The 14,490-nt window shown below is 62.9% G+C and carries 11 protein-coding genes; 5 read left to right on the top strand and 6 right to left on the bottom strand.

Translation table 11 applies throughout. From position 1 onward, the window contains the following. Window positions 1-122 precede the first annotated feature (122 nt). The 5 genes from H145_RS0101880 to H145_RS0101900 all read right to left on the bottom strand — a co-directional run bounded on the left by H145_RS0101880 (window position 123) and on the right by H145_RS0101900 (window position 8,333). Complete coding sequence (locus H145_RS0101880; protein ID WP_019946436.1) at window positions 123-1,457, bottom strand: TldD/PmbA family protein; 1,335 nt, start codon at window positions 1,455-1,457, stop codon at window positions 123-125. 204 nt (window positions 1,458-1,661) lie between these two features. Beyond that, window positions 1,662-3,311: a TldD/PmbA family protein gene (locus H145_RS0101885; RefSeq protein ID WP_026351194.1), complete on the bottom strand. Its 1,650-nt coding sequence runs from the start codon at window positions 3,309-3,311 to the stop codon at window positions 1,662-1,664. A 271-nt stretch (window positions 3,312-3,582) separates the two neighbouring features. Then, window positions 3,583-4,614, bottom strand: coding sequence for a 5-methylcytosine restriction system specificity protein McrC (locus tag H145_RS22400; RefSeq protein WP_019946438.1), 1,032 nt, complete (start codon window positions 4,612-4,614; stop codon window positions 3,583-3,585). 84 nt (window positions 4,615-4,698) lie between these two features. Beyond that, the gene (locus tag H145_RS22405) at window positions 4,699-6,063 is read right to left on the bottom strand and encodes an AAA family ATPase (RefSeq protein ID WP_019946439.1); all 1,365 of its coding nucleotides are present in this window, start codon (window positions 6,061-6,063) and stop codon (window positions 4,699-4,701) included. 167 nt (window positions 6,064-6,230) lie between these two features. Then, window positions 6,231-8,333, bottom strand: a complete 2,103-nt coding sequence (locus H145_RS0101900; RefSeq protein WP_019946440.1) for a sigma 54-interacting transcriptional regulator — start codon at window positions 8,331-8,333, stop codon at window positions 6,231-6,233. A gap of 219 nt (window positions 8,334-8,552) precedes the next feature. On the opposite strand from H145_RS0101900, the gene H145_RS0101905 reads away from it, so the two are divergent. From H145_RS0101905 to H145_RS0101915, 3 genes are all read left to right on the top strand, one after another. Continuing rightward, a complete protein-coding gene (locus tag H145_RS0101905; protein ID WP_019946441.1) occupies window positions 8,553-9,881 on the top strand; it encodes a TolC family protein in 1,329 nt (442 codons plus the stop codon). Window positions 9,882-10,067: 186 nt separating this feature from the next. Next, entirely contained in the window at window positions 10,068-10,484 is a 417-nt protein-coding gene (locus tag H145_RS0101910; protein WP_019946442.1) for a universal stress protein, read from the top strand. Window positions 10,485-10,583: 99 nt separating this feature from the next. Next, a complete protein-coding gene (locus H145_RS0101915; RefSeq protein ID WP_019946443.1) occupies window positions 10,584-11,681 on the top strand; it encodes an HlyD family secretion protein in 1,098 nt (365 codons plus the stop codon). 130 nt (window positions 11,682-11,811) lie between these two features. Here the strand turns inward: H145_RS0101915 and H145_RS0101920 are convergent, their stop codons facing one another. Further along, window positions 11,812-12,195: a four helix bundle protein gene (locus H145_RS0101920; RefSeq protein WP_026351196.1), complete on the bottom strand. Its 384-nt coding sequence runs from the start codon at window positions 12,193-12,195 to the stop codon at window positions 11,812-11,814. Between the two features lie 87 nt (window positions 12,196-12,282). Here H145_RS0101920 and H145_RS0101925 point away from each other — a divergent pair, with 87 nt between their 5' ends. Next, window positions 12,283-13,851, top strand: a complete 1,569-nt coding sequence (locus H145_RS0101925) for a DHA2 family efflux MFS transporter permease subunit (protein WP_019946445.1) — start codon at window positions 12,283-12,285, stop codon at window positions 13,849-13,851. A gap of 130 nt (window positions 13,852-13,981) precedes the next feature. Beyond that, on the top strand, window positions 13,982-14,419 hold the full coding sequence (locus H145_RS19530) for a BLUF domain-containing protein (protein WP_019946446.1): 438 nt from the start codon (window positions 13,982-13,984) through the stop codon (window positions 14,417-14,419). Window positions 14,420-14,490: the final 71 nt, after the last annotated feature.

Raw genomic sequence — 14,490 nt, forward strand, 5'->3', positions numbered from 1 at the left:
GGATAAAGCCGAATTATAGATGTTGCAGATAACGGGCTGGCGCATAGCCGTTTTACCGAAAGTACAAGGTGCGTCCGGCAGAACGAATCTGCGTTATCCCATCATCTGCAACATCTGTGATTTTAGACGGCGTCCGACAAGCTGGTGAAGGTGAAGTCGCGGATTTTGAGCGGGGGCACGAGGTTGCCGCCCACGCGCACGGGCTTGCCGATGGCTTCGAGGTTGTTGAGCATGATAATCGGGCTCTCGTTGAAGCGGAAGTTCTTCACCGGAAACTTGATTTGGCCGTTTTCGATGTAGAACGTACCGTCGCGCGTCAGGCCGGTATACAGCAGCGTCTGGGGGTCGACGGGGCGGATGTACCACAGGCGGGTTACCAGAATGCCCTTGGCCGTGCTCTTGATAAGGTCGTTTACGCTCTGGGTGCCGCCTTCCATAATCCAGCCTCCCGGGCGCGGAATGTCGGGGATACCGGCCTTCTGGGCCCAGAAGCGCGAGGTGTAGAGGTTCTTCACCACGCCCTTCTCAATCCAGGTCATCTTCTGCTGGGGCCGGCCGTCGCCCGAAAACACGAGGTCGGGCACCTCAGCGTTGGCGGGGTCGGAGTAGATAGTCACGCGCTCATCGAAGAGCTTTTCGCCCTTGCGGTTGCCGCCGCCTTTTTTGCTGAGAAACGAGCGGCCTTCGTCGGCGTTGCGGGCGTCGAGGGCGCTCATCAGCGCCTGCATCAGCGAGGCGTCGGTGTTGGCCACCAGCGCGGCAGGCTCCAGGATAACGGTGTACTTGCCGGGCTCCAGGGCCTTGGCATTGCGCGAGCCGGCCGCTTTGTCGGCCGCAATGCGGGTCAGGGTCTTGGCGTCGAACTTGCTGGCGTCGTTGTAGTCGGCCGTAGCGTAGCCCGAGCCGGTGCCGTCGGGCGTGCGCACCGTCACGCTGAACTCCAGGCCCGACTGCTGCTGGTAGGCCTCCAGGCCCTTGCTGTTGCGCTTGGCCACAAAGCCCACCGAGTCGTTGAGGAAGGCCGCCGAGCTGAGCTTGCGCTCATCGCAGATAATCATGCTGCTGCCCACCTGCGCGGCGCGGTAGTCGGGCGTGATGTCGGCTGTGGCCTTGGCGAAGCTGGCCGTGGTGGGCAGGTATTTCTGGGGCCCGAGCAGGGGCATGTACTCGGGGCTCTCGGGGGCGAGGCGGGCAATTTCTTCGGCCCGCGTTACGCAGGTGCGCAGCGTGGCGTCGTCGAACTGGTTGCAGGTAGCCACGCCCGAGCGTTTACCAAAGCGGGCTTCCACCGCCAAACTCACGTTGTCGATGCCGCCGCTGGTGCTGATGGCGTTGCGCGCCGAGCGCACGTTGCCGCCCGACTGCCCGCTGAGCGTGGCTTCGCACTCGTCGGCTTTGCTGAAGCCGAGCACTTTCTTAAGAATTTCCTGGGCTTCGGTCTGGGAAAGGATGGCCATATGGTTAATGTGTTGATGCGTGGATACTTTGTTCTGGCGTGCGCCTCACCCCCTAGCCCCCTCTCCGAAAAAGGAGAGGGGGGAACTAGATGCTAGCTTTCTAAAATTAAAGCAGCCGTGACTAGACTAGAAAATTAGATTCTAGTTCCCCCCTCTCCTTTTTCGGAGAGGGGGCTAGGGGGTGAGGCGTAACGCCAGAACAGCTTAAATTTTACGGGCGGTGTTGATGACGTTCACGTTGTTGAAGCGCGTGGTGGCCGAGCCGTGGCTCACGGCCGACACCTGGCTGGGCTGGCCCTTGCCGTCGAAGAAGGAGCCGAACAGCCGGTAGTCCGAGGCGTCGCAGATGGCCGCGCAGGAGTTCCAGAACTCCAGCGTGTTGGTCTGGTAAGCCACGTCTTCGAGCATGCCGGAAATCTTGCCCTTGTCGATGGCATAGAACACTTGGCCGCCGAACTGGGAGTTGTAGCGCTGCTGGTCAATCGAAAACGAGCCGCGGCCGGCAATGTAAATGCCCTTGTCCACCTTGCTAATCATCTCATCCACGCTCAGCTTGCTGGTGCCGGGCTTGAGGCTGATGTTGGGCATGCGCTGGAACTGCACCGTGCTCCACGAGTCGGCGTAGCAGCAGCCGTCCGACTGCTTCTGGTCGACGATGTGCGCCTGGTCGCGGATTTTCTGGTAATCCACCAGCTTGCCCTGGTCGATGATGTTCCACTCCTTGGTCGGCACGCCCTCATCGTCCCAGCCCACGGCGCCCAGCGAGTTGGGCTGCAGCTTGTCGGCCACAATATTGACGAGCTTCGAACCATAAGGCTGGCCCTTGGCGCGCCAGTCGAGCGTGGCGAACGAGGTGCCGGCGTAGTTGGCCTCGTAGCCCAGCACCCGGTCGAGCTCCGTGGGGTGGCCCACCGATTCGTGGATGGTCAGGCCCAGGTGGTTGGGGTCGAGCACGAGGTCGTACTTGCCGGCCGTTACCGATTTGCAGGTGAGCTTTTCCTTGGCCTGCTTGGCGGCCAGGGCGGCATCGGCCAGCATATCGAAGCTGTTGCGGTAGCCGGTGAGGCCGGTGCCGGCCGGGCCCGCAATGCGGTCGGCGGCTTTGGGCTGCAGGTACTCGTAGCCCATGCCCATTGGGGCACTCAACGCATCGCGCGAGCGGAACTTGCCGGTGCTCCTATCAATAGCCGTTACCGAGAAGTTGGGCCAGATGCGATGAATGTCCTGGTCGATGTAGGAGCCGTCGGTGCTGGCGAAGTACTTCTGCTCGTTCACCTGAAATAGCACCGAATTCACGAACGAAGCGCCGTTATCCAGAGCCGCGGCATTGGTGGCCAGCAGCAAGTCCACCTTGTCCTTCACCGGCACCTCGAAGGCGTTCACCTGAATCGGGGTTTTCCAGCTCACCACGCCCTGGCCTTTCTGGGCGGCAAGCTGCACGGGCTCTTTCTGCACTTTGCTGTTAGCCTTGGCAATCTGCACGGCCAGCTGGGCCGCTTTGGCCAGGCCGGCTTCGGTTACGGTGTTGGTGGAGGCGAAACCCCAGGTGCCGTTGGCAATAACGCGCACGCCGGCGCCAAAACTCTCGCCGCTGGCAATGTTCTGCACCTGCTTTTCGCGGGTGAACACGCTCTGGTTGAGGTAGCGCCCGATGCGCACATCGGCGTAGGAGGCCCCGGCCGATTTAGCGGTGTTCAGGGCCACATCGGCCAGGCGTTTTTTGGCGGCTACGTCGAGGCCGGGCTCCAGCAGGCGCGCGGGGTCTACGAGCGAGCCGCCCAGGCCCGGCACGGCCGGCAGCCACAGGGCCCCGGCAGCCAGGCCCGTCAGGCCCACAAAGTCACGTCGTTTCAAATTGATGGATTTTGGGTGAAGGGAGGAAGGAATTCGGCAAGAAGGTACGGCCTTCGTTGCATTTGTCGCAACCCACAGACAAAAAACCCGTAGCGGGGCTGCATTTAGGTTGGAGTCAAGAAGAAAAAGTAAAAAATACCTACGGGCTTGTCATCCTGAGCGCAGCGAAGGACCTATACAGAAGGTGCTATTTGATGTTAGCCTCTGTATAGGTCCTTCGCTGCGCTCAGGATGACAGAATTTCTAAACAGTTTCTTTGACTTCAGCAATGCTACGCCACCAGCGCCAGCAAATCGGCCGCAATGGCTTCCCAGGGCTGGTTCAGGTCGATGGTGACCACGCGCACGGGGTGGCCGCCGAGGGTGTAGCGCAAATCCACGGCCTGGGCCGCGGCGGGATAGAGCAGGATGCCTTCGAGCTGCTGACCGGATTGGGCGGGCTGGTTTTGCAGGTAGGCGTAGAGTTGGTAGAGGTGGGGCGAAATCAGCCGGGCCTGGTCGTGGTGGCGCCGCAGGGCGGCGGCGTAGTACTTGGTGTCGAGGATGATTTTGCGCGTCGGACTTTCCAGGCTGGTATCGGTAATCATGGCCGGCAGCAGCGCCAGGGCCTCGGGCGTTTCGGCCGCCGCCTGCCAGGCAATGGTTTCCGAGCTCGCCCGAAACTGCCGTTGCTCCAGCCGGTAAAAGTTGCGCACGAACTGCTCGAACAGCCGGGCCATTAGCGCCTCGTCGCGCCGGAAGTCGCGGAAGCGGGCCGGGCCTTCGGCGTCGGGCGCGGGCAGGGCGCTCAGATGCAGCAGCTCGCACACGTTCAGCAGAAACCCGCCCAGCCCGCCCGGCCGCAACCGCCGCACCGCCCGTAGGCTGGCCGCTCCCAACGGCCGCGCCACCACGGCCGCCGGAAACCGCCGTAGCGTCAGCCGGATTTGCTGGCGCTGCTCAGCCGGTAGGGCCCGGCTGCGGCTCAGCTGCTGCAAGGTTCCCAGTAGCAGCCCGGCCAGCGGCGCGTCGGGGCTCAGCTCATCAAAAGCGCACACGGCCCGGCCCCGGCGCGGCAAATCCTGGCTGAGCGTGGGCGTGAGCAGCACCCGGCCGCGCAGTTCGGGCAGCTCCTGCACCCGCTCGGCGTAGGCCACCGGCAGGCCCCGGGCCAGCAGCCGGCGCGTGCCGCTCAGCAGCACCTGGGCCAGCAGTGGCACCGACCGCTTGAACGCCTGCCCGCTCACCGCCCGCACCTCTGCCTCCTCGGGCAGCCGGTTCCAGGCGTAGCACAGCAGATAATACAGGTTCTGGATGGGTATCATTCTTAGGTTTTAGGGCTTAGGGACTTAGGGCTTAGATTTTCAATGGATAAAATGAAAGAGGAGGTGTCTCTAAGCCCTAAGTCCCTAAGACCTAAAACCTATCAGCAGCTTCTTTTTCTGTGCGGCGGATTTGGCCGGCTCATCGAGCCAGTAGTCGTCCAGCAGCGGGCCGATTTCCTGCTCCATAATCAGGCGCAGCCACTCGGGGGCTTCGGCGGGGTGGGTGGGAGGCTGGCAGAAGTAGCTGTGGCCCACGCAGAAATCGGGGCCCAGCTCGGGGTCGTCGGCAATGGTCTGGTTGAGGTCGGTGAGGCGGCTGGTGAGTTGGGTTATGAGGCCGGCCGGTACGTTTTGGGCTGCCAGCAGCGCCCGCAGCGGCTCGCCGAATTCGGGTCGTAGGCTCACGAAGGCGAATCGGCGGCGCAGGGCGTAATCGAGCGGGGCCAGGCTGCGGTCGGCCAGGTTCATGGTGCCGATGACGAACACGTTTTCGGGCACGAAGAAGGGTGGGCTGCCGGCCTCGGCGTAGGGCAGGCGCACGGCGTGGGCGGGCCCGCGCTTGTCGGCCTCCAGCAACAGCAGCAACTCGCCGAAAATGCGGGCCACGTTGCCGCGGTTTAGCTCGTCAATCAGCAGAAAGTACGGCTGCCCGGGGTCCAGAGCGGCGCGGCGGCAGAACTCCACCAGCAGGCCGTCGCGCAGCCGAAAGCCGCCCTGGTTGTCGGGCCGGAAACCCTGCACGAAATCCTCGTAGCTGTAGCTGGGGTGGAACTGCACCAGCTCGATGCGGGCCGCGTCGGTGGCGCCCAGCGCCAGCCAGGCCAGCCGCCGCGCCAGAAACGTTTTGCCCGTGCCCGGCGGGCCCTGCAGCAGCAAATTGCGCCGCCGCGCCAAAGCCGCCCGCGCCGCTGCCAGCTCTTCATCCGATAAAAACAGCTCGGCCCGCGCCATCTCCGGCGTATAGGGCTGCGGGGCCGGCCGCTCGTAACCGGCTGCTGGCTCGTGCGCTTCAGTCGGCTCGGTGGTCAGGGCTTCGTCAGCTCCCGCAGCGGGTGAGGCCTCTGTGGAAGCAGACTTCGCGCGGGCTTTTTTAGGCAGCGTGGTTTCGCGGGCCGAGCCAGTGTAGAGGGCCTCCAAATCCTGCTGAGCCGCTACGTCGCCGTTGAGCAGGGGCGAGTTTTCGAGCGTGGGGCGCTTGGTGGCAATCGTGAAATCCAACGCCTCCAGGGCCTGGTTGGTGGGCTCGCCGGCCCGCAGCGGCCACTTAGCCCCGGTTCCGGTGGCCAACTCGTAGGCGCGCTGGGCCACCCGGCGCGGGGCGTAGCGCCGGCCCCGGTACACCAGGTCGTACACCGTGCTCAACGGCATCCGCGGCCCCTCGGCATCCAGCTCGCGCAGGGCCTGTAGCACCTGTTCGCGGGTGATGAGGGGGGTGACGGGAGCAGGCATTTAGTGACTTGGTGATTTAGTGACTATAAAGAACGTCATTCTGAGCAGCGCGAAGAATCTCGCGGGCTGACGTTGTAGGGATACGTAACGGTTGAAATTACTACAGCACGCGAGATTCTTCGCTTCGCTCAGAATGACAGGGCTTTTACCTTCACTCATTCACCAAGTCACTCACTCACCATAACCGTGCGCTGGATGCCCAGCTTTTTCATGCGGGCTTCGAGAGTTTTGGGGTTGATATCGAGCAGAACGGCGGCGCCCTGGGGGCCGCTCACGCGGCCGCCGGTGCGGTGTAGGGCCGCCAGAATATGGTCGCGCTCCTGCTCCTTCAACGTTTTCAGCGTGCCATCCGACTCGGCGGGGGCGGTGGCCGCCGTGCCGGTGGCGCCGGCCGCAAAGCTCTGGAACTCCAGAAACCGGCCCTGGCTGACAATTACGGCCTGCTCCATTACGTGCTCCAGCTCGCGCACATTGCCCGGCCAGCTGTACTGGCGCAGGGCCCGCAAATCGGGCTCGCGCAGGCGGCGCACGGGCTTGCCCATCTGCTTGGTGAAGCGCTCCAGAAAGTGGCGCACCAGCGGCTCCACATCCTCGGGCCGCTCGCGCAGGGCCGGCAGGCGCACCTCAAACACGTTGAGGCGGTAGTACAGGTCGGCCCGGAAACGGCCAGCGGCTACCTCCTGCTCCAGCACCCGGTTGGTGGCGGCAATTACGCGCACGTCGGTGCTGATGACGCGGCGGCCGCCCAGGCGCTCGAACTCCTTTTCCTGCAGCACCCGCAGCAGCTTGGCCTGCAAATCAAGCGGCAGCTCGCCCACTTCATCCAGGAAAATCGTGCCCTTATCGGCCAGCTCAAACTTGCCGATGCGGCGCTCCACGGCCCCGGTAAAGGCGCCCTTCTCATGGCCGAACAGCTCGCTTTCGATGAGCTGGGCGGGCAAAGCGGCGCAGTTGAGCTTGACAAGGGCGCGCTCGTGGCGGGGCGAAAGCTGGTGCAGGGCGCGGGCCACCAGCTCTTTGCCGGTGCCGGTTTCGCCGGTTATCAGCACCGTGGTGTCGGTGGGGGCCACCTGGGCCAGGCGGGTGTATACCTGTTGCATCACGGCGCTGCCGCCCACAAAATCGTCGAGGCGGGCGGCGGCGGCGGTGTTGATTTCGTCGATGAGGTAGGTTCTTTCGCGCTCCAGCTGGGCGCGCAGGGCGTCAATCTGCTCGAAGGCCCACACGTTCTGGAGCGCCAGCCGAATCTGGGGCATCAGCGTCTGCATCAGCTCCAGATGCTCCTCGGTAAAAGCCTGGGGCTCACTGCTGGCCAGAATCAGGGCCGTGGGCGGCTCGTTGGGCGCGTCGAGCGGGGTGCACAGCAGCGAGCGGGTGCCGTAGCTGGCTTCGATGTAGGCCAGCAGCGTGTAGTGGCGGGCCATCTGCTGGAAAACTACGCCGCCGTACACGCCGGGTCGCACGAATATCTCGGCCACGGCCTGCTGGGCCTGCTCGGCGTCGGGCAGGGCGTCGTAGCGGTTTTCGTCGGGCGGGGCGAAGGTGCCGTCGGGCTGCTTGCGGAACTCGGCCAGGGTGCGCACCGGCGAATCGGGCTCGCGCACGCGCAGCCCGAAATAGTCGCAGGGCACCACCCGGTTGATTTCAACGGCAATGGTCCGAAACAGCTCGTGCCGCTCCTTGATGCGCAGCAGCGCATTGCTCAGGGCCAGCTGCATGGTTTTTTCCTGCTCGCGGTGGGCCACTTCCTCGAAGGCCAGCGTGTTGGTGACGGCCACGGCCACTAAGCTCCCGATTTTTTCGAGCAGCCGCACATCCTGGGGCGAGAAATCGGGCCGCCGCCGCGCCACCATCGACAGCAGCCCGATAAGCCGCCCGCCGGTGCGCAGCGGCACGGCCGTCAGGTAGCGCATATTGGCCTCGAACAACCCCTGGAAGGGCTGAAAATCGGGGTAGTCGCGCAGCAGCTCGGTGAGCTCGAACTGCTGCAGATGGGGCGAGCGGATGAACTGCTCGATGGGCGTGTTCTCGATGCTCGTGCGGGCCGGCCGGGCGGCGATACTGGCCGGCAACAGCACTTCGCCTAAGTAGTCGCGCAGAAATACGCGGCGGTACTGCAGCTCGGCATCGAGGGTAATAATGGTGATGGCATCAAAGGGAAAGATGAGCCGCAGCTTCTCCGTAACGCTGCGAAACAGGTCTTCCTTGTTGCGGGTGGTGGCAATGGCTTCGTTGAGCCGCAGCAGCAGCGAGTCGTCCTGGTCAGGCATTAATCAGCTTGGTTTTTCCTGAAATAACAGGAACAAAAATAAGGAAATCCTGAAATAGCAGGAGGATAAATTGGTGCTCAGGATAGCTATGCGGACCAAGTAGAAAAAATATTCGCCTTTTGCAGCCAATGGAAGCTGTTTTTGCGGCTTTGCGCAAGGGCGGATTGGGGCTGGCACAACTTTCGGATAGCAGCCCGCACGACCAAGCCGCCGTATCCTATGCTTTTCCGACCAACTTTTGCCGCTTCTTCTCTGGCCCTGGGCCTGCTGCTGACGGCCGGCGCGGCCCACGCCCAGCAGGGGCCGGTTATTTCCGACTCGCTCAGCCTCGACGGCACCATCCGCTCGGTGCTCGATGCCAACCCGGCCATTACTACGCTCGAAGAAGAGTTGAACGCCGCCACCAGCCGCGTAACACAGACGCGCGGCGGATTTCTGCCCCAGGTAACGGGCACGGCTACCTACACCCGCATCGACCCGGTAGTAAAGCTGCAGCTGGCCCCCGAGTCGCCGGCCTTCCAGTTTGCCCCCAACAACAACTACGACGTGCATATCACGGCCCAGTACGGGCTGCTCGATTTCGGCAAGCGCGTTGCCACTTCCAACCTGGCCGAAAGCCGCCGCGTGACGGCTTCCGACCAGATTGCCGTAACGCGCCGCGACCTGGCCTACTCGGCGGCCCAGAGCTACTACAACATCCTGTTTGTGCGCGAAAGCATCCGGGTGCAGGATGCCCAGATTGCCTCGCTGCAGCGCCACCAGAACGACATGCAGAAGCGGGTGGAAGCGGGCGTGAGCACCAATTTCGATGTAACGACCACGCAGGTGCGCATTACGCAGGCCCGCAACACGCGCATCGATTTGGTGAACCAGCTGCAGAACCAGCAGGTGCAGCTGGCCCGCCTGCTGCACAAACCCGACTACGCTAACGTGCCCGTGCGGGGCGTTTTCGAGTATCAGCCCCAGCCCGTTGATGTAACCGGCGCGCTGGCCGAGGCCCTGGCCAATCGGCCCGAAGTGAAGCTGGCCCGCGACGCCGAGCAGACCGCTAACCTCAACCTCAAGCTTATCGAGCGTAGCAATATGCCGCTGCTGGGCGTGGGCGCGCAGGTGGGCGGCAAGAACGGCTACCAGCCCAACCTCGACAAGTTCCGGCCCAACACGGTGGGCGTGGTGCAGCTTTCGGTGCCGATTTACGACGGCAACAAGAACAAAAACCAGCGCCTCGAAGCCGCCGCCAATATCCGCGGCGCCCAGGCCCGCATTCAGGACACCGAGGAGCAGATTCGGGCCGATGTGCGGCAGGCGGCCAACAACCTCAACTCCAACGCCGAGCGCTACGACAACTCGCTCCAGCAGATTGCCCAGGCCACCGACGCGCTCAACCGCGCCCAGGGCCGCTACCGCTACGGCGTAGGCAGCAACCTCGACGTGCTCGACGCCGAAACCCAGCTGCTGCAGGCCCGCCTGGCCCGCCTGCAGGCCATCTACAACTACACCCTCGGCCAGTACCAGCTCAAGCGCGCCACCGGTGCGGTGATTTGGTAGCGGTGAGATGGTGAGATAGTGAAATGGCGAGTTGATGTTTCGGAAGCCTGGCAGCGCAAATCTCCTGTTAGAAACTACATCGGAAGTCAGCCCAAAACAGAACCCACTTCAACCATCCGCACTATCGCGCATTTCACGCCGCCCGAACATCAACTCACCACGTCACTATTTCACCATCTCACCGCCATGACCATCCTGTGCCCGATTGATTTTTCGGCCGTTACGGAGAAGCTGGTAACCTACGCGGCGGCGTTGGCGGCCGGCACGGGGGCCGAGCTGCGGCTGCTGCACGTGCTGGAAGCCGCCGGCGAGCCGCTGCCCGATTTGCAGGTGGCCCACGCGCTGGCCCGTCACCGCGAAGCGGCCCGGCAGGCCGGCGCCCGCGTAACCACGGCCGTGGCGCAGGGCGAGGCGGCCGCCGAAATAGTGGCCGACGCCCGCCTGCATCCGGCCGACATGCTGATTATCGGGGCGCACGGCCAGACGGGCCTCACGCGGTTTCTGATGGGCAGCACCGCCGAAACCGTGGTGCGCACTGCTCCCTGCGTGACGCTGCTCGTGAAACCCGGCTGCCCCGAGCAGGCCCTGCGCCCCACGGGCTGATTTTAATAAGCTGTTAGCTGACAGCTAGTAGCTATCAGCTCTTCGTTCGGGCTACCTGAACGGCAACTCACCATCTCACTACTCACCATCTCACCTTACATGGCAACTTCTTTCTCGAACGACCCGGCCGTAACGCCCATTCCTACTGCCCCCGAGCCGGTGGTGGAAGAACAGAAAGGTTCTAAACGCCCCATTATCCTCGTTATTCTGGCCCTGGCGCTGCTGGTGGGCGGCTACTTCGGCTGGCAGCGCTTCCAGTTTGGCCTGGCCCACGAAGAAACCGACGACGCCCAGGTTGAGGGCGACGTGTACCCGATCATTCCGAGCGTAAGCGGCCCCGTGCTCGAAGTGAAAGTGGCCGACAACCAGGCCGTGAAGAAGGGCGACGTGCTGGTAACCGTTGACCCCGCCGACTATCAGCAGCGCGTGAATGCCGCCGAGGCCGCCCTGGCCGCCGCCCGCGCCAATGTGGTGGCCGCCCGCGCCGGCGTGGGTACGGCCCAGGCCAACGTGAGCACCGCCCGCGCCGCCATCGGCGTGAGTGCCGCCACCCGCGCCCGCCTCGAAAAAGACCTCAAGCGCAGCAAGTTTCTGCGGCAGCAGGATATTATTCCGCAGAGCGAGTACGACGCCGTGCAGGCCAGTCTGAACTCGACCAGCGCCCAGCGCGCCACCGCCGAGCAGCAGGTGCTGGTGGCCCAGCAGCAGGTGGCGGCCGCCCAGCAGCAGATTGCCGTGGCCGAAGCCGTGGTAAAGCAGCGCCAGGCCGACCTCGAAAACGCCCAGCTCCAGCTGAGCTACGCCACCATCACGGCGCCCGTAAACGGCGTGGTGAGCCGCAAAAACGTGCAGCCCGGCCAGAACATCGGCCCCGGCCAGCAGCTCATGGGCCTCGTGGCCTCGGGCGACACCTGGGTGATTGCCAACTTCAAGGAAACCCAGCTCGAAAACATGCGCGTGGGCCAGCCCGTGACGATTGAGGTGGATGCTTACCCCAACGAAGAGTTTGCCGGCGAAGTCCAGTCGCTCTCGGCCGCTACCGGCGCCCGCTTCGCCCTGCTGCCCCCCGACAACGCCTCGGGCAACTTCGTGAAAGTGGTGCAGCGCGTCCCCGTCAAAATCACGCTCACCAAGAAAGACGCCGAGCACCCCCTGCGCGCCGGCATGAGCGTACGCGCCATCGTCAAGGTGAAATAGTGAGATGGTGAAATGGTGAGTTGATGTTTTAGCGGCGCGAAATGTGCGGCTTGCCCTGACGGTTCAAAGTGATAAAGCCACGCCGTTAGGCCCCAAGAACATCAACTCACCATTTCACCAACTCACCATTTCACCTCTCCCTAGGCTTCGCTTTTTTGCGGGCGGTGGCCAGTACAGCCAGAATTTCGGTGTACTCGGTTTCAAGGCTTTGCAGGCGGGATTTGGGCATAATGCCGGCGTCGCCGAGCAATTCCAGCCAGAACAATGTTTCGTCGGCTTCCTCGACGCAGATACACAGCTTGGCGTACCATTCGGCCGGCGAACGGCCCCGGCAAGCGGCCCGAAAGTTAGCCGCCACTGAGGTGGCTGCCCGTAGCAATTGCTTCCCCAGCACGGCCGCTTCGCCGGAGCGCGGCAGCTGCTGAAACAGCCGAATCACACGCAACGAAGCTTCCTTGGTTCGGACCCGGTAAGTTTCATTAAAAGAACTGGATGCTAACGTTTCCTCATTCATAAAACAAGTGACTGGCTGAGCCTTATCTGCCTATCAGGCAAATAAGAACATAAAACTCACCATCTCACCATTTCACTATTTCACCTCATGGAAACCGGCGCTAGAAAGTGGATTATTGTCATTACTGTGGTGCTGTGCGCGCTGCTGGAGCTCATTGATACCAGCATCGTAAACGTGGCCCTCACGCAGATGATGGGCAACCTGTCGGCCACGCTCTCGGAAGTGAGCTGGGTTATTGCCTCCTACGCCATTGCCAACGTGATTGTGGTGCCCATGACCGGCTTTTTGTCGGAGCAGTTCGGGCGCCGCAACTACTTCGGCTTCTCGGTGATTCTGTTCACGCTGGCCTCCATTGCCTGCGGGCAGAGCACCAACATCTGGGAGTTGGTGGCCTTCCGCTTTATTCAGGGCGTGGGCGGCGGCGCCCTCATGGCCACGTCGCAGTCGATTTTGATTGACACCTTCCCGCCCAAGCAGCTGGCGCTGGGGCAGGCCCTGTTCGGCATGGGCGTGATTATCGGCCCCACCATCGGCCCCACGCTCGGCGGCTTTATCGTCGATAACTACGACTGGCCCTGGATTTTCTACGTGAACGTGCCGGTGGGCATTCTGGCCACCATCTTCACCTTCCTGTTCATCAAAGACCCCGAATCCATTGCCAACGCCATTCCGCGGCCGTTGCGGCAGCTCGACTGGGCCGGCATTTTCCTGCTGATTCTGGGCGTGGGCTCGTTGCAGTTCGTGCTCGAAAAAGGTGAAACCGAGGACTGGTTTGAGTCGGGCCTGATTGTTACGTTCAGCGTACTGGCCGTTATCGGTGTCATCGGTTTCATCTGGCGCGAGCTGACGGCCAAAAATCCCATCGTCGATTTGCGGGTGCTTACCCGGAGCCGCAACCTGGCGCTGGGAGCCATCCTGTCGTTTATTCTGGGCTTCGGGCTGTTTGCGTCGGTGTTCATCTTCCCCATCTTCACCCAGCGGATTCTGGGCTTCACGGCCGCCCAAACGGGTTATCTGCTGCTGCCGGGCGCGCTGCTGTCGGGCTTTATGATGCCGGTTATCGGCAAGGCGCTGCAGGCGGGCATCCCGCAGAAGTACATGCTGCCCTTTGGCTTCGGCATCTTCTTCATTTTCACCTTCTGGATGAGCCAGAAGATTACCGGTTCGGCCGGCGAAGACGACTTCTACTGGCCCCTGATGCTGCGCGGCCTGGGCCTGAGTTTGCTGTTTCTGCCCGTTACGACCATGTCGCTGCAGGGCCTGCGCGGCAAAGACGGCGCCCAGGCGGCGGGCCTGACGGGCATGCTGCGCCAGCTCGGCGGCTCGTTTGGGGTGGCCATCGTGGGCACCTACCTGGAGCGCAACATTGCCTACAACCGGGTGGCGCTGCTGCCCAATATCTCGCTCTACGACCCCGAAACGCAGCAGCGCGTGCAGGCTTTCACCCAGAACTTCCTCAGCAAGGGCTTCAGCCTCGAACAGGCCAAGCAGCAGGCCTACCAGGTGCTCGATTTTACCCTCATGAAGGAAGCCTCGCTCATTACCTACGCCCAGACGTTTACCATGCTGGGCCTGTTTTTCCTGGCCTGCATTCCGCTCATCATCTTCGTCAAGCGCGTCCGCGACGCCGGCCCTATCGACTTGGCCGCCCACTAGCGGCGGGTTGCTGTTTCGGGGCCTGATAAGCCAGACCGGCGTTGGTTTTTGCGGCTAGGCAGCCCGTGCTGTTGCTAATGGCCGCCGGTTTGCCTAGCTTCCCCCCAAACTGGCCGTTGGCACCTCCCGCATGTATCACTTGGTTTACACGAGCACCGCAACCGTTCAGTTTAGCACCGCCGAGCTGCTGCAGTTTCTGGGCTGGTGGCGGACCAATAACAGCCGGCTGGGCATAACCGGAATCCTGCTGTATAGCAACGAAGGCGACTTTATGCAGGTGCTGGAGGGCGAGCAGGCGCAGGTGGACGCCCTGTTTGCCGGCATCGAGCTGGATTCGCGCCACCGCAACATCATCAAGCTGGCTGCCGGCCCCATCGGGCAGCGGCTGTTCGGCGAGTGGGCCATGGGCTTCCGGCGCCTCGATTCGGCCGCGTTTCACGCGCTGGCCGGCTACGCCGACCCCGACGAGGCCACCTTCCTGCCCGCCATCGGCCCCGATACCGACACCGACCTGCTGCATCTGCTGCGCGAATTTGCCAACGTGCGCCCCGACGAGCTGCCGAGCTGAAAAAGCACCGCCACCTTAAACACAAAGCCCCCGACGTTGCAACGTCGGGGGCTTTTGCCTGGTCAGGAATC

Origin of the sequence: Hymenobacter aerophilus DSM 13606 (assembly GCF_000382225.1) — a bacterium.
Lineage (GTDB): Bacteria > Bacteroidota > Bacteroidia > Cytophagales > Hymenobacteraceae > Hymenobacter > Hymenobacter aerophilus.

Bases quoted from the DNA above. Each gene is read 5' to 3' on its own strand.
- H145_RS0101880 (WP_019946436.1), bottom strand. From the start codon at position 1,457: ATGGCCATCCTTTCCCAGACCGAAGCCCAGGAAATTCTTAAGAAAGTG.
- H145_RS22400 (WP_019946438.1), bottom strand. From the start codon at position 4,614: ATGATACCCATCCAGAACCTGTATTATCTGCTGTGCTACGCCTGGAAC.
- H145_RS22405 (WP_019946439.1), bottom strand. From the start codon at position 6,063: ATGCCTGCTCCCGTCACCCCCCTCATCACCCGCGAACAGGTGCTACAG.
- H145_RS0101900 (WP_019946440.1), bottom strand. From the start codon at position 8,333: ATGCCTGACCAGGACGACTCGCTGCTGCTGCGGCTCAACGAAGCCATT.
- H145_RS0101905 (WP_019946441.1), top strand. From the start codon at position 8,553: ATGCTTTTCCGACCAACTTTTGCCGCTTCTTCTCTGGCCCTGGGCCTG.
- H145_RS0101910 (WP_019946442.1), top strand. From the start codon at position 10,068: ATGACCATCCTGTGCCCGATTGATTTTTCGGCCGTTACGGAGAAGCTG.
- H145_RS0101915 (WP_019946443.1), top strand. From the start codon at position 10,584: ATGGCAACTTCTTTCTCGAACGACCCGGCCGTAACGCCCATTCCTACT.
- H145_RS0101920 (WP_026351196.1), bottom strand. From the start codon at position 12,195: ATGAATGAGGAAACGTTAGCATCCAGTTCTTTTAATGAAACTTACCGG.
- H145_RS0101925 (WP_019946445.1), top strand. From the start codon at position 12,283: ATGGAAACCGGCGCTAGAAAGTGGATTATTGTCATTACTGTGGTGCTG.
- H145_RS19530 (WP_019946446.1), top strand. From the start codon at position 13,982: ATGTATCACTTGGTTTACACGAGCACCGCAACCGTTCAGTTTAGCACC.